Source organism: Maribacter sp. UBA3344, from assembly GCF_002362375.1.
GTDB classification, from domain to species: domain Bacteria; phylum Bacteroidota; class Bacteroidia; order Flavobacteriales; family Flavobacteriaceae; genus Maribacter; species Maribacter dokdonensis.
Genome location: NZ_DERI01000030.1, coordinates 199,822 through 222,707, shown reverse-complemented (window position 1 = coordinate 222,707; position 22,886 = coordinate 199,822). Strand labels below are relative to the sequence as shown.

The 22,886-nt window shown below is 35.2% G+C and carries 26 protein-coding genes; 9 read left to right on the top strand and 17 right to left on the bottom strand.

Going from position 1 to position 22,886, the window contains the following annotated elements; genetic code table 11:
* Window positions 1–135: 135 nt before the first annotated feature.
* Genes B2Z27_RS19020 through B2Z27_RS19000 form a run of 5 tightly spaced genes read right to left on the bottom strand, consistent with a single transcriptional unit; the run spans window position 136 to window position 3,727 of the window.
* Window positions 136–1,674: a DUF4301 family protein gene (locus tag B2Z27_RS19020; RefSeq protein ID WP_286814858.1), complete on the bottom strand. Its 1,539-nt coding sequence runs from the start codon at window positions 1,672–1,674 to the stop codon at window positions 136–138.
* Window positions 1,671–2,234 carry an ATP-binding protein gene (locus B2Z27_RS19015; protein WP_286814857.1) on the bottom strand — a complete coding sequence of 188 codons (564 nt, stop codon included), beginning with the start codon at window positions 2,232–2,234 and terminating at the stop codon, window positions 1,671–1,673. Before B2Z27_RS19015 ends, B2Z27_RS19020 begins: the two co-directional genes overlap by 4 nt.
* Window positions 2,195–2,827, bottom strand: a complete 633-nt coding sequence (pnuC, locus tag B2Z27_RS19010; protein WP_286814856.1) for a nicotinamide riboside transporter PnuC — start codon at window positions 2,825–2,827, stop codon at window positions 2,195–2,197. Before pnuC ends, B2Z27_RS19015 begins: the two co-directional genes overlap by 40 nt.
* Complete coding sequence (locus tag B2Z27_RS19005) at window positions 2,811–3,071, bottom strand: thiamine-binding protein (RefSeq protein WP_071340536.1); 261 nt, start codon at window positions 3,069–3,071, stop codon at window positions 2,811–2,813. Before B2Z27_RS19005 ends, pnuC begins: the two co-directional genes overlap by 17 nt.
* Window positions 3,072–3,088: 17 nt before the next feature.
* Window positions 3,089–3,727: a 4'-phosphopantetheinyl transferase family protein gene (locus tag B2Z27_RS19000; protein WP_091608499.1), complete on the bottom strand. Its 639-nt coding sequence runs from the start codon at window positions 3,725–3,727 to the stop codon at window positions 3,089–3,091.
* 82 nt (window positions 3,728–3,809) lie between these two features.
* On the opposite strand from B2Z27_RS19000, the gene ahcY reads away from it, so the two are divergent.
* Window positions 3,810–5,126 (top strand): adenosylhomocysteinase, encoded by a 1,317-nt coding sequence (ahcY, locus tag B2Z27_RS18995; protein ID WP_286814855.1) that lies wholly within the window; start codon window positions 3,810–3,812, stop codon window positions 5,124–5,126.
* A 68-nt stretch (window positions 5,127–5,194) separates the two neighbouring features.
* Here the strand turns inward: ahcY and B2Z27_RS18990 are convergent, their stop codons facing one another.
* Window positions 5,195–5,779 (bottom strand): DUF3332 domain-containing protein, encoded by a 585-nt coding sequence (locus tag B2Z27_RS18990; protein WP_058104886.1) that lies wholly within the window; start codon window positions 5,777–5,779, stop codon window positions 5,195–5,197.
* A 137-nt stretch (window positions 5,780–5,916) separates the two neighbouring features.
* On the bottom strand, window positions 5,917–6,252 hold the full coding sequence (locus B2Z27_RS18985; RefSeq protein WP_286814854.1) for a CCC motif membrane protein: 336 nt from the start codon (window positions 6,250–6,252) through the stop codon (window positions 5,917–5,919).
* A 154-nt stretch (window positions 6,253–6,406) separates the two neighbouring features.
* Between B2Z27_RS18985 and B2Z27_RS18980 the strand changes: the two genes are divergently transcribed.
* The gene (locus B2Z27_RS18980; RefSeq protein ID WP_286814853.1) at window positions 6,407–6,928 is read left to right on the top strand and encodes a 5' nucleotidase, NT5C type; all 522 of its coding nucleotides are present in this window, start codon (window positions 6,407–6,409) and stop codon (window positions 6,926–6,928) included.
* Window positions 6,929–6,985: 57 nt separating this feature from the next.
* Window positions 6,986–8,326 (top strand): hypothetical protein, encoded by a 1,341-nt coding sequence (locus tag B2Z27_RS18975; protein WP_286814852.1) that lies wholly within the window; start codon window positions 6,986–6,988, stop codon window positions 8,324–8,326.
* A 64-nt stretch (window positions 8,327–8,390) separates the two neighbouring features.
* On the opposite strand, the gene rpmA is transcribed toward B2Z27_RS18975, so the two are convergent.
* The 3 genes from rpmA to B2Z27_RS18960 form a co-directional block, all read right to left on the bottom strand.
* The gene (rpmA, locus tag B2Z27_RS18970; protein WP_013992723.1) at window positions 8,391–8,651 is read right to left on the bottom strand and encodes a 50S ribosomal protein L27; all 261 of its coding nucleotides are present in this window, start codon (window positions 8,649–8,651) and stop codon (window positions 8,391–8,393) included.
* 41 nt (window positions 8,652–8,692) lie between these two features.
* Window positions 8,693–9,370: a 50S ribosomal protein L21 gene (rplU, locus tag B2Z27_RS18965; RefSeq protein ID WP_058104883.1), complete on the bottom strand. Its 678-nt coding sequence runs from the start codon at window positions 9,368–9,370 to the stop codon at window positions 8,693–8,695.
* Between the two features lie 95 nt (window positions 9,371–9,465).
* The gene (locus B2Z27_RS18960) at window positions 9,466–9,921 is read right to left on the bottom strand and encodes a DUF4199 domain-containing protein (RefSeq protein ID WP_058104882.1); all 456 of its coding nucleotides are present in this window, start codon (window positions 9,919–9,921) and stop codon (window positions 9,466–9,468) included.
* Window positions 9,922–10,102: 181 nt separating this feature from the next.
* On the opposite strand from B2Z27_RS18960, the gene B2Z27_RS18955 reads away from it, so the two are divergent.
* A complete protein-coding gene (locus B2Z27_RS18955) occupies window positions 10,103–11,425 on the top strand; it encodes a M16 family metallopeptidase (protein ID WP_286814850.1) in 1,323 nt (440 codons plus the stop codon).
* Between the two features lie 8 nt (window positions 11,426–11,433).
* Window positions 11,434–13,506, top strand: a complete 2,073-nt coding sequence (locus tag B2Z27_RS18950) for a M16 family metallopeptidase (RefSeq protein ID WP_286814849.1) — start codon at window positions 11,434–11,436, stop codon at window positions 13,504–13,506.
* 67 nt (window positions 13,507–13,573) lie between these two features.
* Here the strand turns inward: B2Z27_RS18950 and B2Z27_RS18945 are convergent, their stop codons facing one another.
* Together B2Z27_RS18945 and B2Z27_RS18940 are read right to left on the bottom strand one after the other, a co-directional pair.
* A complete protein-coding gene (locus B2Z27_RS18945) occupies window positions 13,574–14,317 on the bottom strand; it encodes a head GIN domain-containing protein (protein ID WP_058104879.1) in 744 nt (247 codons plus the stop codon).
* Between the two features lie 68 nt (window positions 14,318–14,385).
* Window positions 14,386–15,273, bottom strand: coding sequence for a DMT family transporter (locus B2Z27_RS18940; RefSeq protein ID WP_286814848.1), 888 nt, complete (start codon window positions 15,271–15,273; stop codon window positions 14,386–14,388).
* A gap of 157 nt (window positions 15,274–15,430) precedes the next feature.
* Here B2Z27_RS18940 and B2Z27_RS18935 point away from each other — a divergent pair, with 157 nt between their 5' ends.
* Window positions 15,431–15,784, top strand: a complete 354-nt coding sequence (locus B2Z27_RS18935) for a heavy-metal-associated domain-containing protein (protein WP_058104877.1) — start codon at window positions 15,431–15,433, stop codon at window positions 15,782–15,784.
* A gap of 1 nt (window position 15,785) precedes the next feature.
* Window positions 15,786–16,211: a hypothetical protein gene (locus tag B2Z27_RS18930; RefSeq protein WP_058104876.1), complete on the top strand. Its 426-nt coding sequence runs from the start codon at window positions 15,786–15,788 to the stop codon at window positions 16,209–16,211.
* A 9-nt stretch (window positions 16,212–16,220) separates the two neighbouring features.
* On the opposite strand, the gene B2Z27_RS18925 is transcribed toward B2Z27_RS18930, so the two are convergent.
* From B2Z27_RS18925 to mutY, 5 genes are read right to left on the bottom strand one after another with little or no spacing between them, the layout of a single operon-like run.
* Window positions 16,221–17,168, bottom strand: coding sequence for a pyridoxal-phosphate dependent enzyme (locus B2Z27_RS18925; RefSeq protein ID WP_286814847.1), 948 nt, complete (start codon window positions 17,166–17,168; stop codon window positions 16,221–16,223).
* 5 nt (window positions 17,169–17,173) lie between these two features.
* A complete protein-coding gene (gene gldD / locus B2Z27_RS18920) occupies window positions 17,174–17,737 on the bottom strand; it encodes a gliding motility lipoprotein GldD (protein WP_058104874.1) in 564 nt (187 codons plus the stop codon).
* Window positions 17,727–19,055, bottom strand: coding sequence for a gliding motility-associated protein GldE (locus B2Z27_RS18915; RefSeq protein ID WP_058104873.1), 1,329 nt, complete (start codon window positions 19,053–19,055; stop codon window positions 17,727–17,729). The genes gldD and B2Z27_RS18915 overlap by 11 nt, the downstream gene beginning before the upstream one ends.
* A gap of 19 nt (window positions 19,056–19,074) precedes the next feature.
* Complete coding sequence (locus tag B2Z27_RS18910) at window positions 19,075–19,539, bottom strand: single-stranded DNA-binding protein (protein WP_058104872.1); 465 nt, start codon at window positions 19,537–19,539, stop codon at window positions 19,075–19,077.
* Between the two features lie 27 nt (window positions 19,540–19,566).
* Entirely contained in the window at window positions 19,567–20,616 is a 1,050-nt protein-coding gene (gene mutY / locus B2Z27_RS18905; protein WP_286814845.1) for an A/G-specific adenine glycosylase, read from the bottom strand.
* Between the two features lie 127 nt (window positions 20,617–20,743).
* On the opposite strand from mutY, the gene B2Z27_RS18900 reads away from it, so the two are divergent.
* Window positions 20,744–21,034 carry an HU family DNA-binding protein gene (locus tag B2Z27_RS18900; RefSeq protein ID WP_027065813.1) on the top strand — a complete coding sequence of 97 codons (291 nt, stop codon included), beginning with the start codon at window positions 20,744–20,746 and terminating at the stop codon, window positions 21,032–21,034.
* A gap of 262 nt (window positions 21,035–21,296) precedes the next feature.
* Window positions 21,297–22,844: an Rne/Rng family ribonuclease gene (locus B2Z27_RS18895; protein WP_071340549.1), complete on the top strand. Its 1,548-nt coding sequence runs from the start codon at window positions 21,297–21,299 to the stop codon at window positions 22,842–22,844.
* Window positions 22,845–22,886: the final 42 nt, after the last annotated feature.

The following is a 22,886-nucleotide window of genomic DNA, read 5'->3' as shown; positions in this document are numbered from 1 at the left end:
TTTTACAGATGCAAATTATTGATTTACAATGTATTGTGATTTCAACTACACTTTCCTTCCCTGTGTAAAATTGTGCAGAAACAAAAAAAGTGTGTAGAATCTACACACTTTTTTACTTTATGTTAGCATAGATAATTATGCCTGATGCGAATCTTTTAAAAGATCTACTACACTTTTTACCGGATTGAAGGTCACTAATGGAACTTCTACAAATATGGTGTTCCAAAACGCCATTGCCCCGTTCCATAAACCTGGAAGCTCAAGTGCCTTTAATTCTTTACCGTCTTTGGTCTTACCTGTTATAAAACCTTGTTTTTCATCTACGAACTTCAACAGGTCATATTTCTCACCTTTATAGTTACGCACAGCACAGACCAAATCTACTGGATTAAAATGCGTTGCATTCTTTAAAATATCCGCTTGTTGAGAATTATTCATATCAATTTGAGCAGATTCAATAATCTGTAATGAAACTTCTCCCTTGCTGTTAGTAACCCAAAACGGTCCACCACCAGGTTCACCTTCATTCTTTACCATACCGCAAATACGAATAGGCCTATTTATCTTATCTTTTAAAATATTTACTTTATCAGAATTTGATTTTGAATCGAACTCTTCCGAAAAACGAACATTTAGATTTGTTTTTAAGAAGTTTTTGATGTCTTCTATAGTTGCATCATCCGCTACTCCCTTATCCAATAAGGCAGCATATTCAAATGCTTTTTCCTGCTCTTTCAACAATACACCTGCCAATACCTTTTTGCTATCCGCAACGGCCTTTGCATCTTTCATTACGGCTACATTATCTATATTCTTAATAAAAATAATATCGGCATCTTGCTCATTTAAATTTTGGATCAGTGCACCATGACCACCAGGTCTAAACAAAACAGAACCATCATCATTTCTAAAAGGTTCATTGTTCATATCTACTGCCAAAGTATCTGTTGATGCTTTTTGAAAAGAGTAATCCACATCATAAGTAACACCTGTATCTGAAGAAACTTTAGGTCCAGATGCTTTAAATTCATCGCCAAACATTTCTTCGTGTTGTTCAGATATCGTAAAATGTAGTTTTGCTTTTCCGTTAGAACCGGCATAAAGGGCACCTTCTTTTAAATGCTCTTCAAAAGGGGTAGCCGTAGAATTGCCATATTTATGAAACGGCAATAGCCCTTTAGGGTAAAAACCATAATTTAGTGCGTTATCTCCTAAAAGATCAGCAACGAACTTATAGACTTTCTCACCTTCAGATTCAAAAGAAGTACCTATACTTTCCATTACTTTATCATAAAACGGAAAGCGCTCTAAACCAGCGGAAAATTTCAGTATATCCTTGTCATTTGTTCTTTCTAAATATGCCTGTAATGTTTCATTATTTGGGTCGTAAGCATTTAAAAATGCGAACAAAGCCTTAAACATTCTAGATGCCGCACCAGAAGCGGGTACAAACTTTAAAATATCTAGGTCCTTCAATTTTGAGTCGTAAAAAGAAATAAGTTCTTTTTCTTCTTCATCGGAAAATTTAAGAATGCCGTTACCTATAACAGCAGCATTCTCTAAATTGACAAAAGGTATACCTTCTTTAAATGTCTGGATATGACCCAGCATTGTTTCTTTAGAAATTCCTTTACTCTCTAGTTGCTTTTGGTCTTTTTCTGTAAGTTCAATCATTGATGTAATAAGGTATCTATATGGTTAATGGCTTTATTTAAACGTTGTTTTTTGTCTCCTTTCAAGGTAATAAAATTTTTACCGTATTTTTCTAAAGTATCTTTAAAATAATTGAACATTTTTTCCCTCTCGTTGGGCTTATCCCTTAGGTCATCTGCTTCCCATGGGATATCTATATACGTCAACAAATAAAGATCATATGTATTCTGCAATGCATATTTTTCTAAAATAGGATCACAATTACCTATGTAATAGGCTTCTGAATATACTTTGGTTTCCAATAAATCTGTATCGCAAATGAGAATATCTGTAGCTTTTTTGGCCAGCTTGTTCTCTAAACGCATTTGCCCTTCGGCAATTGGCAATAAGTCGTGAGGTTCACAAGTTTTACGTTCGTTGTTCCATTTATCTTGTAAATATTCCCTAGCGTATTCCGGTACCCAAACGGTATGGTAATGTCTTGCCAATTGTTCTGACAATGTGGTTTTACCCGTAGATTCCGGACCAAAAAGAACAACTTTTAAGACATCTGAAGGCTGTTGTCTGTATTTTTCTTCCATGCGTTATAGCCGTAAACGGCCAATATTGTAAAAATGAGATATTGAAAACTTGTAAACGTAAATCCCTTGTAAAAATATAATGGTACAGATATAAGATCCCCAATGATCCAATATATCCAATTTTCTACTTTTCTCTTGGCCATCAACCACATACCCACAAAAAATATAGCTGTTGTTATAGTATCAACATAGGCGGTCCAGCTATTCCATTTATCAAAAACCTGATACACGGTAAACACGAAAACAAGCGTACTTATGAATATAATGACCGAAATTCCATTTTCTTTTTTCGTTGTTCTAGTGATTGGTGTATAATGGTCGGCATCAACCTTTCTTGTCCAAATGTACCAACCGTATAAACTCATTATAAAATAGTATGCGTTGATCATCATATCACCCAGCAATCCCCATTTTAAAAGGAGATATACAAAGATTGAAGTACTTATCAAGCCTGTAGGATATACTAAAATGTTGTTTTGCTTAGAACATATTACAGATAACAACCCAAAAATAACGGCTACAATTTCAAGTGTAATATCCAATGTACTATAATCGGCATATTGCCCAAAGAGATAATCAAAAATGGGGCTCATAGTCGCTTCTATCAGATTTAACTATTTTCATGAATAAAAGCCCGCGATCCATAAGTTCAAACGCTGTTTTTATCTCGGTATTCAGCACTTCCATCACTTCATCATAAGAGCCGAACACCTGTGTACTTAAAGGATTTTCAAGTATGGTTAATCCGCTAGCCCTTAGTTTTTTTATAAAATCTATAATGTGTTGCTCAAAATCGTCTTGTAAGGGCGAAAAAGTCAACTCTACCGATATGTCCATATAATGTAGCCTAAATATTAATTTTTATTTTTGATGGCATAAACACAGGTGAAATCCTCAAATTCCAAAAACTTGATCCCATAGTCCGAAGATTGCCCGTTAAAAATTATTTGCGCCGTTGTCCGCCCAGCGTTAAATATAAAATCTTGAACGTTGATGTGATGTAAGAAACTTACGCCTCTATGCCCATAAATTTTATATAAAGATTCTTTGGCGCCCCACACTATGGTCAATTTTCTGATTATTGCTGCAGTATTAGCCAAAGTTCTATACTCTTCAAACGGAGTAAATTTGTGTGCAATTCGCAATATTTTATCGCGCTGCATTTCAATATCTATACCTACTTCTTCGGATTCACTTATTATTATCGCCGTGAAATTATGGGAATGCGTAATAGAGATAAAATTTCCGTCCTTTAAATGTGGTTTCCCATTATCATCATACTCCAGATCGGCATCTACATAGTTATACAAAGCCAATAAATGTCTAATGCTTAAAAATGCCTTACGGTGAAGATCAGACTTCATACCATTGAACCTATTTTGGCAATGATCAGTAAGTTCTACTCCTTTCCAAAGATGTTCTTCTGTCTCTTCTACCTTCCATATAGCTACAGAGGTTTCTTTGTTTACTGTTATAGTTTTGTAAAGCGGCATGGGATTCTTAGTGTTATTCGTACCTTTGCACGAATTAAAAATTGCTGTACATAGATTAACGAAAGTATAAAATTATAAAGATATGAGCACGAAAACTATTCCGTATGTGCCTTATAAGGTAAAGGATATTTCCCTTGCCGATTGGGGAAGAAAAGAAATTGAATTGGCAGAAGCTGAAATGCCAGGCCTAATGGCCCTTCGTGAAGAATACAAAGACGAGCAACCTTTAAAAGGGGCACGTATTGCAGGTTGTCTTCATATGACCATACAAACTGCCGTTTTAATTGAAACTTTAACCGCATTGGGTGCAGATGTTACTTGGAGCTCATGTAATATATTCTCTACCCAAGATCAAGCCGCTGCCGCTATTGCTGCCGCAGGTGTACCAGTTTATGCCTGGAAAGGTATGAACGAAGAGGAGTTTGACTGGTGTATTGAGCAAACCTTATTCTTTGGCGAGGACAGAAAACCATTGAATATGATCTTAGATGATGGTGGTGATCTTACCAACATGGTTTTAGATAAGTATCCAGAATTGGCGGCTGATGTTAAGGGACTTTCAGAAGAAACCACTACAGGAGTACACCGTTTATATGAGCGTGTAAAAAATGGTACTTTACCTATGCCCGCTATTAACGTAAACGATTCTGTAACCAAATCTAAATTTGATAACAAATACGGTTGTAGAGAAAGTGCTGTTGATGCTATACGTAGAGCTACGGATACTATGCTTGCAGGTAAACGCGTTGTTGTAGCCGGTTATGGTGATGTTGGTAAAGGTACCGCTGCTTCTTTTAAGGGTGCCGGTTCTATTGTTACTGTTACGGAAATTGATCCTATTTGTGCACTACAAGCCTGTATGGACGGGTTTGAGGTTAAAAAATTGGAAACCGTTATTGGTAATGCAGATATCGTAATTACCACTACTGGAAACAAGGATATTATTAGAGCCGAACATTTTGAAGGTATAAAGGATAAAGCCATTGTTTGTAACATTGGTCATTTCGACAATGAAATTGATATGGCTTGGTTGAACAAAAACCACGGAAGCACTAAAGATGAAATTAAGCCTCAGGTAGATAAATACACTATTGATGGTAAAGATATTATCATTTTGGCTGAAGGTAGATTGGTAAACCTAGGTTGTGCTACCGGACACCCTAGTTTTGTAATGAGTAATTCATTTACCAACCAAACTTTGGCGCAAATTGAACTTTGGAAGAATAGTAAAAACTACAAGAACGAAGTATATATGTTACCTAAGCATTTAGATGAAAAGGTTGCAAAATTACACTTGTCTCGTTTAGGTGCAGAATTGACCGAATTAAAGAAAGACCAAGCTGATTATATTGGTGTTACGGTTGAAGGTCCTTTTAAACCTGATTACTATAGATACTAAATTATAATCCTGTAAATTAAAAAGGTCTCGATGTTATCGAGACCTTTTTTTGTTTTAAGCTTTTCTAGTTAGTTGTTTTCTGCCAACATACCTTCCAAATAATAACAATCTGTTTGCTCCTTTAATTGAGCCAAACCTTGTTCTTTAGAACTTAACGGATCAATTTTCACCTCTTTACCGTTTGGCATGTAAACAATATAAAAACCTTCTTCAAAAGATGATAGTTTTATGATCTCACCATTAGGTCTTACCGCATTCCATGATTTTTCACTTGGCTTATATACCAAATCAATTTTCTTACCTTTTTTAGGCCCATCGACAACAGTTACCTGCATCCTATTTTTAGTAGCGGTCATTTCAAAGGTATTACCGTCTCTTTCTACCATTTGAGTTTCAGACTCTCCTTCTTCCATAGCAATTGGGTTAGATCCGCTCCAAAATTCGATAACATTGAAAATAATGGCATCGCCCAAAAAGAATAGTCCGTAAACAGGAATTATGTTCAACCCCCAAAATACCAGGTTATTTACAAACTTACTATCAGAGACTCCTTGGTTCCAGTCCTTTAAATTATTGAAAGCGCTAAAAGAACCCAAGCAACTAGAAAATAATAATGTGCCGGCCATAGCAATACAGATAACTGATTTTTTCATGATTTTAATTGTTTAGAATTAGTTGTACAAAATAATCACTAACCCCAAAAATTGTAATCTGATAAAAATCAATTATTAACGGTATCCATTAATATTGAAAAACGGGCATTTCATAACATACTACTATCGTAACAATATTAATAACCTTGACCACTTTGCATACCCTCATTCCATTTTCTTACGAACTCCTCGGACCATGCATCCCATCCAATTGTGCTCAACGTCCAAATGGTAATACCAATTACTATAATATTTAAAATTATCCCTATAATCGCAATTATTTTACCCCTTTTTATAATACCATAATTGTCATAATCATCAGGATTCATTTTATAAATTCCTTCAGATTTTGAAGCTAAATAATAGGCAATAACTGCAGGTATAATACCAAACCCGCCAAGGCAACATATAATACAGCTTAGAACTGATAATACATAAATGAATGCTGAATTAGGTAATTTTTTACTTTCCATAGAATAAAATAGTTTTGACGTCTTCTTAAAGTTATTCATTAAGTTTTAAATCAATCTTATATTTTCCTTAAGATTAAAGTCATAAGCACATACAATTGGGTTATCTCTTTTCTCTTACCTACATTTTCACGTACTTCGTTTAAAATATAGCACTATGATAATATTTGTTGATATGGACGAGGTCATAGCCGATACCTACGGTGCCCATATAGAAATTTACAATACAGAGTTTAAAGGTGAGCTCACTTCAGAAATATGTAAAGGCTCAGAGGTTTGGCAATTGGTGCCAGAAGCACACCAGGACAGTGTTAGAAAGCACGCCACTAGAAGAGGCTTTTTTAGAAGTTTAAAGCCGATTGCAGGCAGTCAAGAAATACTTGCAAGATTAGCCGATAAGCATGAGGTATATATAGCATCTGCAGCTATGCAATTTCCTAATTCATTAGAAGAGAAAAGTGAATGGTTAGATGAACACTTTCCTTTTATTCCTTGGCAAAATCGCATTTTATGTGGTCATAAGCACATTCTTAAAGGAGATGTTCTTATTGACGACAGAAGTTTTAACCTAGAAATTTTTGAGGGTAGAAGTATACAATTTACATCTCCACACAACGTAAATACAGAAGGGTTTGAACGTGTGAATACGTGGTTTGAGATTGGGGAGAAGTTATTGTAACTACTCTAAATTATTTATATATAAAGTGAATTACCTTGTTCATTACATTCTTACGCTATGGCCCATCCCAAAATTAAGAATACAATAACATTTACAGATCAGTATGGCGAGCATTTAAATTTATCCAAAAGGCAGATTCTTGAAATTGATGAACTCACCTATAAGTGGCTTAAAGATTATACATGGAGTATTAATCCTGATTATGATGAAAACACAGAACGCTGTCGTTATTATAAGACCATTTACAGAAAATTAAACGTTAAACAAAGAAGTCAATTTAGAGAAATAAAACAAGAGGTAAAAAGTAATTACGAAAAACAAGATTTTGAAAAAAGAAGATTTGAAATCAAACAAAAGGAATACGCTTCTTTAAAATTGAGTGACAATGAATTAGTAGAACTTCAAGAAATACTGCAAAAAATTCAATGGGAAACAAGTGATAAATCTGGTTACAAAGTAGAAGATTATAAAATAAACCATAGGCGTAATTTATATGTAAAAATAGCCCATGAAAAATTAAAAACTTTCCTAAACCAAGAACAATTAAAAGAGTTTTACAGGGTAGATCAATTAAATGAAGATTGGATTAAAAAAGGTCAAATAGAATTGATAGTTAATATGAATGAATCTCTTAATTTAACTAACGAGCAAGCCGAACTAATTTATAATTACAGAGAAAACAAAACTAGTAAAGATTTTAAAGGAGAAATTTTGAGCGAATTTGAAGAATGGGAATTAGAAAAATCTTTTAAAAAATCTATATTAAACGAACAACAATTTAAGAAATATTTAGAATGGAAAGAGCATAATGAAAAGCTTAGAATCTCTTATTTCGATGATGAGAATAAAGGGAAAATTCAAAAAATAAAAGAAATTAAGAGTTATTTAGATTACCTAATCAAACACCACTTGCCTGTTTTATGTAATTGGCGAGAAACTATTGAAAAGGACATTCCTAATAATATTAAGTTAGAACTAGAAATTTTACGGAATACTTATCAAAACGATTTAAAAAAAAGGTTATTGGAGCATTTAAAAGCTCACAAAAGACATACCAGAGATTACGTACCGAAAGGAAAAATTCTTATAAAGCTAGAATTCAAACAACGAGCACTAATACCTTCAGTGTATTGTCTAAATAAAAAACAAAAAACTATTATCAACCATCTTTCAAAAAATTTGATTAAACTAATCGACAATAAACAAATAGAATTAAAGGATTTATATATTAAAAAGCACAATTTTTATATTGACAATTACGAGGAATATGGTGGTACCTACGGAGCTTCTATAAAGGTAATCCGGAACAACGAGCCGAATACTAACATCCAATTGATTAATACCCTACTTCTACATCCACAACTCTCCAAGAATATAGAGTTTGCTGACTCAATTTAAAATTATTCCATAAAAAAACCCTCTTCAGTATTGAAGAGGGTTTTTTAAATAACTTGTCTTAAGCTTAAGCTTCAAAAGGCTCAATGGAAACATATGATTTTCCACCTGCTTTCTTTTCAAACTTCACTAGGCCATCTACACGTGCGTGTAATGTGTGATCTTTTCCTGCATAAACATTTTCACCAGGATTATGTCTTGTTCCACGCTGTCTAACGATAATGTTACCAGCGATAGCAGCTTGACCACCAAAAATCTTAACTCCTAATCGTTTCGATTCTGATTCTCTACCGTTTTTAGAACTACCTACACCTTTCTTATGTGCCATTGTCTGAGGTTTTAAATATTATTATACTTTGATGACCTAGCTTATTTAGCTACACCACCGTCTAATTCGTCTTGCCATTTCTGTAACTCGTCCCATTTACCGTCAGCAGCTAATTCAGCTTGCTTTGGCCAAGTATCGGTTACGTGATTTCCACGAACGTCAGCAATAATTTCAGAAATTTTAGCTGCGTCTGTTTTTGCTAAATCAGCAAAAGTAGAAATACCTGCATTATTTAAGGTTTCGGCTATTTTTGGACCAATACCTTCAATCTTTTTTAAATCATCACCTTTACCAGAAGCTTTCTTTGCTTTTGGTTTAGATGCTACAGAAACATCAACTGGTGCCGCTTTACCATCTGCCTTCTTAGCTTTTGGTGCTGCTTTCTTAGTTTCTGCTTTCTTAGCTCCTTTAGAAATAATAGACTCGATCACTATCTCGGTAAGAGATTGACGATGTCCATTTTTCTTTTTGTAACCTTTACGTCTTTTCTTATGAAAAACGATTACTTTGTCACCTCTTAGGTGCTTCACGACTTTAGCCTCTACTGCGGCTCCGTCTATAGCCGGGGCGCCGATAGTTACGCTCGAACCATCATCTAAAAGAAGAACGTTGTCAAAAGTAACTTTCTTACCTTCTTCTACTTGCAAACGGTGAACGTACACTTTCTGGTCTTTTGCAACTTTAAACTGCTGCCCTGCCATCTCTACAATTGCGTACATATTGTTAAATGTATTATTAAACCTGATGGATTTTTTCCATAGGCGGGTGCAAATATAGTTCTAAATCGTGAATTTACAAGCGTTTTTGTAGAATTTTATACGCTCTTTATTTTTGTAGTATTCGAAGTCTTGAACAGTTGCATAAAAGCAAGTGTTAAAACCAGGCTTGTTGTAAAGCCCATAGTGGCTACTACTAAAAAAACAATAGCCTCAAAACTTTTATAGGTATTTGCCCACCTTGTTGATAATTGTTCTAAAAAACCGGGTTGTAGCTCTGTGGAATATATGGCAAAGAAAAGTGTAAATAGCAAGGTTGCTACACCACCGGTGATCAAGCCGGCCATGAAACCGCCCGAGTAATTAAACGTATCTCCCTTTTTTAGTTTATAATATTTTATGGCCTCATAAATGGCAAACCCTGTAATAACTGCATTGAACAGGCTATAAAAAACGTTTACATGAAGACCAAACAAAGACAACACCAAAAAATAAGCGATTAAACTACCACTGGCGGCGATACCAAATCTTATAGGAAGGGCGAAATTGTTCATCTTAATTTTATTTTTGTTTACTCTTTTAAGATAATGAATAAACAATAAATAATTTCAAATAATATGTTAAAGAATACTAAATTTGAAGATTGTTCCTACAAAACAAAAATTATTGTAACAAAATGGTATTTAAATATACCAATGGAACAAAGTATTTAAACACTAACCTAATACAGTTTCAATGAAAATGAAATCACTACTGGTTTCGGCAATGTGCCTTTCCATTTTTGCCGGAATCTCACAAGAGGTCGCTTTTGAAGAGTATGACCTAGACAATGACCTACATGTAATCTTACACCAAGACAACACCGCACCGCTAATTTCCATTTCGGTGCTATACCATGTAGGATCTAAAGATGAAGATCAACAACGTACGGGCTTTGCCCATTTTTTTGAACACCTACTCTTTGAGGGAACCGAGAATATTAAAAAAGGGGAATGGGACAAAATTGTTTCTTCTAACGGTGGCTCAGGAAACGCTACCACTGATGAGGACAGAACCTACTACTACGAAGTATTCCCCTCTAACAATTTAGAATTAGGTCTTTGGCTAGAATCTGAGAGAATGCTGCACCCAGTTATCAATCAAAAAGGGGTAGATACTCAAAATGAAGTTGTTAAAGAAGAAAAAAGGCTTCGTGTCGATAATTCTCCCTATGGTAAATTTATAGAAAATATCAAGAAAAACCTTTTTCAAAATCATCCATATAAAGAAACCGTAATTGGCAAAATGGCAGATTTAGATGCCGCTACTTTAGACGAATTTATTGCTTTTAAGAAAAAGTTTTACTCTCCAAACAATGCCGTATTGGTCATTGCCGGGGATTTTGAGAAAGACAATGCCAAAAAATTGATTTCCGATTATTTCAAGGATATTCCAAAAGGTGCAGAAATCACCAGAAATTTCCCTAAAGAAGACCCTATAACTACCGAAATCAATGCAAAAGCTTATGACTCCAACATTCAGATTCCGGCTTCTATGATCGCGTATAGAACTCCGGGACTCAGAAATAGAGACAGCCAAGTTTTAGAAATGATTTCCACCTACCTCAGCGACGGACCATCATCCAAACTATATAAAAAGATGGTAGACGATGAAAAGCAGGCTTTACAAATTGGTGCCATACCCGTTACTTTAGAAGATTATGGTATGTACATCATTTTTGCGCTACCCGTAGGTGAAACAGGTTTAAACACTCTTAACAACTCTATTGAAGAGGAAGTAGAGAAATTGAGAACTGATTTAATTTCCGAAAACGATTATCAAAAACTACAGAATAAGTTTGAGAACCAGTTTGTAAACAGTAATTCTAGCGTTGAGGGCATTGCAAACTCACTTGCTGAATACTATATGCTCTATGGGGATACTTCTTTGATCAACAAAGAAATAGAAGTTTACAGATCCATAACCAGAGAAGAGATCCAAGAAGTGGCCCAAAAGTATTTGAAACCCAACCAAAGATTGGTACTAGAATATTTACCTGAACAAAATACCGCAAACTAAACACGACCATGAAAAATACATATATATTACTCTTAGCATTGTTCTCCTTTATTGCCATACAGGCACAAGTAGACCGTACAGTAATGCCAACACCAGGACCTGCTCCTGAAGTAAATTTAGGCACACCACAATCCTTTAAACTGAATAACGGTTTAAAAGTACTAGTGGTAGAAAATCATAAACTTCCAAGGGTATCTATTCAATTATCCATTGATAATCCTCCAATTTTAGAAGGTAACAAGGCCGGTATGTCCAGTTTAACCGGCAGTCTTTTGGGACAAGGCACAAAAACCATAACAAAAGAAGCCTTTAACGAAGAAATCGACTTTTTAGGTGCTAGACTTTATTTTAGCTCACAAGGGGCATATGCTCAGTCGCTTTCAAAATACTTTGCAAGAATGATGGAACTTATGGCGGATGCCGCTATTAATCCAAAATTTACGCAGGAGGAATTTGATAAAGAAAAAGACAAACTTATTACCGGACTTAAATCTGAAGAGAAAGTGGTTTCATCTATATCTAGCAGAGCGCAAAGAGCCTTAGCTTATGGTAAAAATCATCCTTATGGGGAATTCACGACAGAGTCAACCGTAAACAATGTTACCCTAGCCGATGTTGAAGATTTTTATCGAGAATACTTTGTTCCCGCCAATGCTTATTTAATTGTAATAGGTGACGTAAATTTTGATGAAGTAAAAACATTGACCGAAACATACTTTACCTCTTGGACCAAAGCGGTACCACCAAGCTTCTCTTACTCTCAACCAAAGAACGTACCAAATACCCAGATCAATTTTATTGATATGCCCAATGCGGTTCAATCTGAAATTACGGTACAAAATATCGTAAATCTTAAAATGAAGGACGATGACTATATCGCCGCACTTTTAGCCAACGAAATATTGGGCGGAGGATCTGATAGCAGGTTGTATTCTAATTTAAGAGAAGACAAGGGTTACACTTACGGTGCCTATTCTTCTATTGGGAACGACAAATATGGCCCGTCTAGATTTAGGGCATCTGCAGAAGTTAGAAATATGGTAACCGATAGTTCCGTAGTTGAAATGTTAAAAGAGCTTGAGCTTATAACCTCTAAACCTGTTACAGATGAGGAATTAAAAAACACCAAAGCGTTATATGCCGGTAGTTTTATTATGGCTCTTGAAGACCCAGAGACTATTGCCAGATATGCTCTGAACGTTGAAAAGGAAAATCTACCAAAAGATTTCTACAAGACTTTTTTAGAAAAATTGGAAAAGATCAGCAAAGAAGAAGTTGAGGCTGCCGCAAAAAAATACTTCAATGTTGATAACGCCCGTGTAATTGTTGTTGGCAAAGGAAGTGAGATTCTAAGCAACCTTCAGAACGTACAATTTAAAGGAAAAAAATTGCCTGTACTTGCATATTCAAAAACTGCAGATCGCGTTGAAACACCCAACTATGAAGTTACCGTACCGGAAGGTGTATCTGCACAATCGATCATTGAAAAGTATGTAGCAGCTGTTGGCGGAAAAGACAAACTTGAAAGCGTAAAAACATTCGCCATGATGGCCGAAGCTGAAATGCAGGGCATGAAGCTTAACCTAAACATCAAAAAAACATCTAATTACCAATTGATGCAAGATGTACAAATGATGGGAAATTCAGTTAGCAAGCAAGTTCTTAATGGTGATAGCGGTTATATGGTTGTACAAGGTCAACGTAAAGATCTTGGCGAAGAAGAAATTGTTACTTTCAAAGGAGAATCTACCCCGATATCCGAACTTCAGTACCTAAAGGCTAAATCACTTTCTTTAGAAGGAATGGAAATGGTAGGTGACAAAAATGCCTATAAAGTTACGATCAACGAAAAGAAATCTGCTTTCTATGATGTGGAAACTGGATTGAAACTTCAAGAGATCACCACAAATGAAATGCAAGGACAACAAATCTCAAGCATCACTAATTTTGAGGATTACAAAGAGGTGTCTGGCATTATGTTCCCTTTCAAAATTATACAGACCGTGGGTCCTCAGTCATTTGAATTCATAGTTTCTGAAATCAAGATCAACGATGGCGTTTCTCCATCCGATTTTGAATAACATAGCATACCATCACTAAAAAAACCCGCTAAAAAGCGGGTTTTTTGTTTTAAACAATTACTTTCTTCTAACCTATCTTTCTAATTCTGGCTTCACCAAATATTAAGCCCTTGTCCACATCTGGGTTACCGGTATAATTTACATTTGTTTCTCCATAGCAAGTTACCTTCAACCTATCTACTACGTTCACTCTAAAATTGCTTTCTCCGTAAGCAGTAATTTTAGTTTCATCGGCAATCATACTTTCAGTATTTACTTCACTTTCACCATAAGCCCTAAAAACCTGACGAGCTACATTACCTCCGCCAATTTCCAAATAACTACTACCATAAATTGCCACGGTCAATTCATCTATAGAAACCTCATCAAAATAAACTTTTGCCTCACCATACAAGGACATTTTAAAATCATCTGCATTAAAAAGATTCTTACACCTTACGATCTCTTCTCCCCTTACAGAAAGATTTTCCAATTTTCTATATGTGACGGTAATAGTAGCCATGGTACCATTGTACAAAGGTTTACTACCGCGCCAGTTATCATTTGAAATACGTTCAGATTTTGTAACCACTTTAGCCCCTTCCAAATACAGTCTTAAGGTTCTTCCTTCAACTTCAACATTTATCTTTTCTAAAGGAACTTTTGCATTGTCAATAACCACATTTTCCTCTTCACCCTCTACAAGATTCAATTCAATATGCGGACTTACAATTAGTTTATCAAATGACTTTACGTTGAACGTTTTTTCTTGAGAATGAATATTACCGATCGCAAAAGTGACCGCCAATATGACAAATACTATTTTTTTCATGATCTTCAGTTTTTTGATTAGTTCAATTCAAAGACAACGATATGAAGATATTGTTACAGTTCACGTAGTTATTTTTGCCAAACTAACTTTTTTCTATTCACTAGCCATACCCCAAATAAGATAATAATACCTCCCAACAATTGAAGTATACTAATATTCTCTCCATCCAAAAAACCCCATAAAACAGCCACTAAGGGAATTAAGTAGGTTACCGATGCCGCAAATACCGGACTAGATAACTTTATTAATTTATTGAACAGAATATTTGCCAAAGCGGTACCTAAAAATGCCAGCGCCATAACATACCACACCGCTTCATACATAGCACCGTTACCGGCAAACTGTCTAAATACTCCAGAATATATAAGAATGATCAAAGCAGGAAAAAACGCAACACCAAAACTTGCCGTGGTAACCGCCAACGGACTCAAATGAGACAAATATTTCTTAATAATATTAATATTGAATGCATACCCTAATGCAGAAAATATAATAAAGAAGGCATACCAATAATTTTGATCCGTATTATTCTCCATACCGGCAGCTATTAGTACCACAGTACCAAAAAGACCAATGAGAACACCAATCACCTGTCTTCCTTTTAACGCTAAACCAAAAAGAGCAATACCTACCATTGTTGTAAACAAAGGTGCTACCGAGTTTAAAATTGAGGTGATGCCGCTACTGATTTCCGTTTGTGCAAGTGCAAAGAAAAAAGGTGGAAAAAACGAACTACAGAGCCCTGCTATAACAACCCATTTCCAATCTGTTTTAGATAAGGTTTTCAATGATCTATATCCCAGCACAAACAAAAGCAATGATGCAAAAACAATGCGCAACCCACCTACCTGTAATGGCGTATAACCTACTAATGATCTTTTAATAAGAATAAAGGATGAACCCCAAATAAATGACAGAATTATTAGGTAAATCCATTTTTGATCTATATTCTTCAATTGTTTAGATTTAGAACAAAAGTGAGGTTTTTTCCAAAAAAATCATCTGGTTAGCTACTTATTTTTACAAATGATTTTTAAATGGATTTTACATAATTGGTATCTTTACGCTATAACTGAATTTACTTCACAGTAGTATTCATTAAATCTTAGCATCATGAGAATAAAAATATTGGCTCTATTCATAAGTGTTTTCACCTTGACCACAACAGTTTCATTGGCACAAGAAAACCCTACGAGCATTATTAAATTAGAAAACAGAATAACTAAGTCTGTAGAAATTGGTATAGACGGTATGGCTTGCCAAGAAGGTTGTGCAGATAAAATAGCATCCAACCTTAAAGAGAAAGATGGCGTAATTTCCGCTGATATCAGTTTTAACAATAAAAATGGAAATATCGTTTTTGACCCTTCTTTAATATCAATTGAAGAAGTAAAATCAATTATTACCGGTACAAAAGTTAAAAACTATGAATACACTATAACTTCTGTTACCCCACAAGAAAACTAAAATGAAAAATATTCTTTACATAGCTACCATAGCCATCTTTATATCTTTTACCTCCTGCAAGGAATCCAAAAAGACGGAAACAGAAACTTCAAAAATGTCCGAAGTAATGGCCATTCATGACGAGGTCATGCCCAAAATGGGAACTTTAGGAAAACTTGTTGGTCAACTTAAGCCAATGGCAGATTCCTTAGGTGTGGAATCAGTTGAATTCAAGGCAATGAAAGATTTACAAGAAGCCAATAGATCTATGATGGATTGGATGCAAGGTTTTGGAGACCGCTTTGATGCCGATGAAATTTTGAACGGAAAAGATCTAAGCGATGAAAAGAAAAAATGGCTTTTAGAAGAGGAAGAAAAAGTAAAGCAAGTAAAAGAGAATATCAATTCCAGTATTGCAAATGCTGAAAAAATTCTAAGTAAAAAATAAACTTAGTGCTTAAAAGGGTAATTTGGAAAGATCTACATTTCCTCCAGATATGATAATACCTATTTTCTTGTTCTGAAAAATTTCCGGTTGTAGCATTGATTGTTTTACAACCGCAGCTACCGTAACGGCACTAGAAGGTTCTATGATAATTTTCATACGTTCCCAGACCAATTTCATAGCGGTTACAATTTCATCTTCAGTAATTCTTACAATACCGCTAACGAGCTCTTTTATTATCGGGAAATTCTTATCTCCCAACATCGTTTTTAATCCGTCCGCAATGGTATTGGTAGTTTCGTTACTCTCAATTTTGCCACTTTGTAATGAACGGTAGGCATCATCAGCCTCAAATGGTTCCGCTCCAAAGACTTTACAGTTATTACCAAAATGTTTTACCGCCAAAGCAGAACCCGCAATAAGACCACCGCCACCTACCGGGCAAAATATATAATCTAAATCGGGTTGTTTTTCTAATAACTCCAATGCAGCGGTACCTTGACCTAAAATAACATTATTATCGTTGGACGGATGCACGAAAGTTGCTCCCATTTTTGATCCTATTTCATCTGCCAAAGACTGCCTTGCTTCTACTGTGGGTTCACATTCATAGATTTTACCACCATACTCCCTAACCCCAACCTTTTTTACTTCTGGAGCCGTATTGGGCATTACAATATGGGCAGTAACACCAACACTCTGGGCTGCAAGAGATAAAGCCTGGGCAAAATTACCTGATGAATGGGTTACCACTCCGCTTTTCTTTTGTTCTTCGGATAACTGTAGAATAGCATTAGTAGCGCCTCGCATTTTATAAGCCCCAGCTCTTTGAAAATTTTCACATTTAAAAAACACTTGGGCATTAACTTCCTTATCAATTAATCTAGATGTTAATACGGATGTATTGTGAACAAACGGAGTAATTCTTTTATGGCAATCTAAAAGGTCTTGGCTGGTCATATCAGTTACTTATTTTTCCACCTTAAGGTCTCAATGATACTTCTTATATCATTTTGAAGATATGAAGCGGCAGGAAGAATGGAGTCATAATTAGGCCGTGAATAAAAATATACAGAGCCCGTTAAAAAATGTTCAGTACTATCCGTTACAAAAAACTGGGATTGAGAAGCCGCATTGCCCTGAACCTCAAACAAGGCACCATACACTTTCTCATTTGGGTTTACATATGGCTGCTCTACAATATTGTCTGCTTTCGCAGCATGTTCATAACTTAATCTTTTAGAATCGTGAATCAACTGAGATAAATTACCATCAACTTTCTTATAACTTAAAAAAATGGCTCCTTTCATTTCAGGGTACGAAATGGTATATGCCTGATCGCCATTAGGTTCTGCTTCTGCCAACTGATTGTACTTAAAACTGAAGTTCTCGGTTTCTAAGTCCGCCAATTTACCTTGTGGATACTCTAATCTCATTTTAGCTTTCGGCTTTGGAATTACCGGCTCATCTTTACAACTGAGCATTAAAAGAAATACTATAAAAAATCCTACTAATGACTTACTCTTCATGTGGTAAGGTTACTTTTATTTGTTTCAATCGTTTTTTATCCATGGCCTCTACTACAAAAGTGTATGACCCAAACAATATCTTTTCTCCACGTCTAGGAAAACTGCCAGCTTTTTCCAAAACAAATCCGGCCAAGGTTTCTGACTCTCCTTTGTTTTCCTCAAAGTTATCCGTATCCTCTAATTTGATAACCCTGTAAAAATCTTTTAAAGGTGTTTTTCCTTCAAAAACATAGTTGAAATCGTCCAATTTGGAATAAATAAGGTCTTCATCATCAAATTCATCACTAATATCACCAACTATTTCCTCAATAATATCTTCTAAGGACACTAAACCTGATGTGCCCCCATACTCGTCAACAACAATTGCCAAGTGATTTTTCTTTTCTTGAAATTCGGATAAGAGATCATCTAATTTCTTATTCTCGGGCACAAAGTATGGCTCTCTTATAAGGGTCATCCAATTAAAGGTCTTTCTGTCTAAGTACGGAAGTAAATCTTTTACGTAAAGAACCCCTTTCACAGTATCTATATTCTCGCCAAAAACAGGAATTCTAGAATAACCATGCTTTTTAATTTCTCCCAAAACTTCAGGAAATTTCATTTGCTCATTTAAAGCGAAAATATCGATACGGGGACGCATTACTTGCTTGGTGTCCGTATTACCAAAAGTTACAATACCTTCTAAAATCTTCTTTTCTTCTTTTGTAGTATCTCCTTGTGAAGTTAAATCCAGGGCTTGGGATAAATGATCGATACTTAAATTAGATTTCTGTTTACCTAGCTTATTATATAAGAACAAGGTACCGGAGCGCATTGGCAAACTTAAGGGTGAAAATATAAAGTCCAATATCCTTAAAGGGAAAGCCATTAAGTGTGAAAAACTCATTCTATTTCTATTGGCATACACCTTTGGCAGTATTTCACCGAACATCAATATTAAAAATGTTGCTACCACAACTTCTAGTAAAAAACGAACGGACACCACCCCGAACAATATCTGATTAACATTTTCAAATAACGTGTCACCAATTACACTGAACAACAAAACAACACCAATATTAATAGCATTGTTAGCTATTAAAATGGTCGCCAATAGTTTTTTAGGGCGCTCCAATAGTTTAATGAGAATAGCACTTTTTGCCGTTTTCTCATCTTGCAATTCTTTAATTTCGGTTGTGGATAAACCAAACATGGCCACCTCTGCTCCTGAAATTAATGCAGAGCAAAGAAGAAGTACACATAGTACAATTATATTCATTGCAAAAACACCGTTTACAACCAATGTTGTCATTAAAAACGGTATGGGGTCTGGATCCAATAGCTGCTATTTAATATTGTTAGAATGGCAAATCATCATCATCCTCTTGACTTACAGGTGCAGAAGATTTAGATGGCGTTCTATTTTCAGTACTTACGGGTTTTTGCTGACTAGGTGCAGCTCCGCCGTTATTTTGCATACCTTCTTTTTTGGTAGTCAAAAACGTAAAATCTTGCACGTGTACCTCTGTTGAATATCTGGTATTACCATCTTCACCTTGCCATTGACGGTTTTTCAACCTTCCTTCAACATATACCTTATCACCTTTACTTAGATATTTTTCACAGATTTCAGCAGCTTTGTTTCTCACCACTATATTGTGCCAATCTGTATTGGTAACCCTTTCCCCGGTAGATTTATTGGTATACGTCTCATTCGTAGCAATTGGAAACCTACCAATACTACCGCCTCCTTCAAAATAATGCATTTTAACTTCGTCGCCTAAATGCCCTATTAACATTACCTTATTTAATGTACCGCTCATAACTTAAAGATATAAAAATCAAAAGTACTAAAATTTAAATGCTTTTATAAAATCTGCGATCAAAACCGGCACAGGAAATTCAGTTACTTTTTCAACAGGAATCTTATTGGTTAAATCTGCCTCAATATCAACTATCCAAAATTTGGTATGTAAATGTTGATGGGACAATTTATGCACTATATCCATATCATTATATATATGTATATCTTTTACGACCGCCCCATCAAAAACAGCATTACTACCTGCAATAACATCATTGAGCTCCAAAGATGCTTTTGACTCTATTAATGGAAACTCCCATAGATTTTGCCAAATACCTTTACCCTTTCTCTGTTGCAATATGGTAAACTTATTATTTTTTGCATCCTTATATATAGGTATAAGATAATTGAAGTACCTATTACTAACTTTTGTCTTTTTAAGTTTTACTGGCAATTGATCAACCAGGCCTTTTTCCAAAGCAACGCAACTATCACTCAATGGGCAAAGTAAACACAAAGGTTTTTTGGGCGAGCATTGCATTGCACCAAACTCCATTATAGCTTGGTTGTAGTCCCTTATATTTTCAGGGTTCATGACCTTTTGGGCCAAAGACTTAAAATATTTAATACCCTCCGTACTATTTATAGGGATATCTATACCATAATACCGAGACAATACTCTGTACACATTACCATCTACAACTGCATGTGGTTCATTAAAACAAATAGAGGAAATAGCACTGGCAGTGTAATCACCTACCCCTTTCAGTGTTAAAAGTTTCTTATAATTATCTGGAAACTTACCTTTATATTCGACCATAACCATTTTTGCGGCAGCATGTAGGTTTCTGGCCCTGGAGTAATACCCAAGTCCTTGCCAGAGTTTAAGAACCTGCTCTTCTTTTGCGTTGGCAAGATCACCAACGGTAGGGAAACTTTCCACAAACCTTAAGTAATACGGGGTTCCCTGGGCTACACGTGTTTGCTGAAGAATGATTTCAGAAAGCCATATTTTGTACGGATCAGTGGTTTTACGCCATGGTAAAACACGTTTATTTTTATGATACCAATCTAAAATTTTACCCGAAAATGACATGCTCTTCAATACTAAGTTATAAAAGTAGCAGTTTATACACTTAAAATTAACCCATTAGAAAGAAAGATTGAATTTAATTTATATATTTGCAACCCGAAAAAACATACAGAAAATCTAATATTGAAAGATGACGAAAGCGGAAATTGTATCGAAGATCTCAGATAAACTGGGAATTGAAAAAGGAGATGTACAGGCAACTGTTGAATCCTTTATGGAAGAGGTAAAAACATCATTAGAAAGTGGTGACAATGTTTACCTAAGAGGTTTTGGTAGTTTTATCATTAAGACAAGAGCTGAAAAAACCGGTAGAAATATTTCCAAGAACACAACTATTAAAATACCCGCTCACAACATTCCTGCATTTAAGCCTGCAAAGGTTTTCGTTGAAGGAGTTAAGAGCAACGTACACGTAAAATAATTAATCTTAAAAAAAGAACTTTATGCCAAGCGGTAAGAAAAGAAAGAGACATAAGGTAGCTACACACAAGCGCAAGAAGCGTAGAAGAGCTAACCGACACAAGAAAAAGTAGTTTTAAAAACTACTTTTTCTTTTTAAAAAACGTTCATTGACATAGAAATCCAATATTTGGATTTCGGCAAATACACTAGTATTTGTCTATGGTATTGTTTAATCAGTTTGTTCCCTATACAATAGTTGGAACAACTAAAAATATATTCAGGTGAATAGAGAATTAATCGTAAGATCTAGTTCGCAATCTGTTGACTTTGCCTTGTTAAAGGACGGAAAACTCACTGAACTGCACAAAGAGGAAAACAGTAATGATTTCTCTGTTGGAGATATTTTTCTTGCCAAAATAAGAAAGCCCGTGACCGGTCTTAACGCAGCGTTCGTAAACGTTGGTTATGAGAAAGATGCATTTTTGCATTACCACGACCTTGGTCCTCAATTATCTTCAATGCTTAAGTTCATTAAACAAGTGAGCACAGGAAAATTAAAAGATTACTCCTTAGGTAATTTTCCGTTCGAGACCGATATTGACAAAAATGGTGTTATCACCGATGTCATAAAAGCAAACCAATCTTTATTGGTTCAAATTGTAAAAGAGCCTATATCCACTAAAGGACCAAGAATTAGTTCCGAGCTTTCAATTGCCGGACGTTATTTGGTAATGGTTCCTTTCTCTGATCGTGTATCTGTATCTCAAAAGATAGGTAGCAAAGAAGAGAAAGATAGGTTAAAAAGACTTGTTAGAAGCATTAAACCCAAGGGGTTTGGTGTTATCATAAGAACGGTCGCAGAAGGACAAAAAGTCGCAGAGCTGGACAAAGATCTAGAAAACTTGCTGAACAAATGGTCAGCAATGTGTAAAAAATTACATCGTGCCCAAACACCATCAAAAGTATTTGTTGAACTTAATAGAGCATCTTCTATTTTAAGAGATGTATTCAATGATAGTTTCACAGGAATACATGTTGATGACGCTACATTATTCAGTGAAATAAAAGAATATGTAGCCGAAATTGCTCCTGAAAAGGAAAGCATTGTTAAGCACTATAACACCAATGTTCCTATTTTTGAAAAATTTGGAATCGAAAGACAGATCAAAACGTCTTTTGGCCGCACTGCCGCTATGAGCAAAGGCGCCTATTTAATTATAGAGCATACCGAAGCACTTCATGTAATAGACGTAAACAGTGGCAACAGATCAAACAAAGCTAAAAATCAAGAAGATACGGCCTTAGAAGTAAATCTCTTGTCTGCATCAGAAATCGCAAGGCAATTACGCCTACGTGATATGGGCGGAATTATTGTAGTGGATTTTATTGATATGGTAAAACCACAACATAGAAAAAAGCTTTTTGAACATCTTAGAGATGAAATGAAAGATGATCGTGCCAAACATAAAATACTACCTCCTAGTAAATTTGGTTTAATTCAGATTACCCGACAAAGGGTACGACCTGAAATGAATATTAAAACAACTGAAGAGGACCCAAATAATTCTGGGAAACAGGTGGAAGCACCTATTGTTTTAATAGATAAAATTACAGCGGACCTTGAAAAACTTCTTAAAGGACCTAAAAAGGATAGCAGTATAACTTTAAATATACACCCTTTTATAGCAGCCTATATTACTAAAGGTTTTCCATCAATGAGAACAAAATGGTTCTTGGAATATAAGAAATGGATTAAAATTCAACCGCGCGATGCGTATACGTATCTAGAATATCGTTTTAAAAATAAAGACGGTAAAACAATATATTAATTAAAAAAGCGATTTCCTTATGGAGTCGCTTTTTTTGTTTCT

What these genes read in the sequence shown, in the direction of transcription:
- B2Z27_RS18955 (WP_286814850.1), top strand. Translation starts at nt 10,103, where the DNA reads ATGAAAATGAAATCACTACTGGTTTCGGCAATGTGCCTTTCCATTTTT.
- B2Z27_RS18960 (WP_058104882.1), bottom strand. Translation starts at nt 9,921, where the DNA reads ATGAACAATTTCGCCCTTCCTATAAGATTTGGTATCGCCGCCAGTGGT.
- B2Z27_RS19015 (WP_286814857.1), bottom strand. Translation starts at nt 2,234, where the DNA reads ATGGAAGAAAAATACAGACAACAGCCTTCAGATGTCTTAAAAGTTGTT.
- B2Z27_RS18975 (WP_286814852.1), top strand. Translation starts at nt 6,986, where the DNA reads ATGGCCCATCCCAAAATTAAGAATACAATAACATTTACAGATCAGTAT.
- mutY (WP_286814845.1), bottom strand. Translation starts at nt 20,616, where the DNA reads ATGTCATTTTCGGGTAAAATTTTAGATTGGTATCATAAAAATAAACGT.
- B2Z27_RS18930 (WP_058104876.1), top strand. Translation starts at nt 15,786, where the DNA reads ATGAAAAATATTCTTTACATAGCTACCATAGCCATCTTTATATCTTTT.
- B2Z27_RS18910 (WP_058104872.1), bottom strand. Translation starts at nt 19,539, where the DNA reads ATGAGCGGTACATTAAATAAGGTAATGTTAATAGGGCATTTAGGCGAC.
- B2Z27_RS19020 (WP_286814858.1), bottom strand. Translation starts at nt 1,674, where the DNA reads ATGATTGAACTTACAGAAAAAGACCAAAAGCAACTAGAGAGTAAAGGA.
- ahcY (WP_286814855.1), top strand. Translation starts at nt 3,810, where the DNA reads ATGAGCACGAAAACTATTCCGTATGTGCCTTATAAGGTAAAGGATATT.
- B2Z27_RS19000 (WP_091608499.1), bottom strand. Translation starts at nt 3,727, where the DNA reads ATGCCGCTTTACAAAACTATAACAGTAAACAAAGAAACCTCTGTAGCT.
- B2Z27_RS18925 (WP_286814847.1), bottom strand. Translation starts at nt 17,168, where the DNA reads ATGACCAGCCAAGACCTTTTAGATTGCCATAAAAGAATTACTCCGTTT.
- B2Z27_RS18980 (WP_286814853.1), top strand. Translation starts at nt 6,407, where the DNA reads ATGATAATATTTGTTGATATGGACGAGGTCATAGCCGATACCTACGGT.
- rplU (WP_058104883.1), bottom strand. Translation starts at nt 9,370, where the DNA reads ATGTACGCAATTGTAGAGATGGCAGGGCAGCAGTTTAAAGTTGCAAAA.
- B2Z27_RS18990 (WP_058104886.1), bottom strand. Translation starts at nt 5,779, where the DNA reads ATGAAAAAATCAGTTATCTGTATTGCTATGGCCGGCACATTATTATTT.
- B2Z27_RS18900 (WP_027065813.1), top strand. Translation starts at nt 20,744, where the DNA reads ATGACGAAAGCGGAAATTGTATCGAAGATCTCAGATAAACTGGGAATT.
- B2Z27_RS18950 (WP_286814849.1), top strand. Translation starts at nt 11,434, where the DNA reads ATGAAAAATACATATATATTACTCTTAGCATTGTTCTCCTTTATTGCC.
- pnuC (WP_286814856.1), bottom strand. Translation starts at nt 2,827, where the DNA reads ATGAGCCCCATTTTTGATTATCTCTTTGGGCAATATGCCGATTATAGT.
- B2Z27_RS18945 (WP_058104879.1), bottom strand. Translation starts at nt 14,317, where the DNA reads ATGAAAAAAATAGTATTTGTCATATTGGCGGTCACTTTTGCGATCGGT.
- B2Z27_RS18985 (WP_286814854.1), bottom strand. Translation starts at nt 6,252, where the DNA reads ATGGAAAGTAAAAAATTACCTAATTCAGCATTCATTTATGTATTATCA.
- B2Z27_RS18935 (WP_058104877.1), top strand. Translation starts at nt 15,431, where the DNA reads ATGAGAATAAAAATATTGGCTCTATTCATAAGTGTTTTCACCTTGACC.
- gldD (WP_058104874.1), bottom strand. Translation starts at nt 17,737, where the DNA reads ATGAAGAGTAAGTCATTAGTAGGATTTTTTATAGTATTTCTTTTAATG.
- B2Z27_RS19005 (WP_071340536.1), bottom strand. Translation starts at nt 3,071, where the DNA reads ATGGACATATCGGTAGAGTTGACTTTTTCGCCCTTACAAGACGATTTT.
- rpmA (WP_013992723.1), bottom strand. Translation starts at nt 8,651, where the DNA reads ATGGCACATAAGAAAGGTGTAGGTAGTTCTAAAAACGGTAGAGAATCA.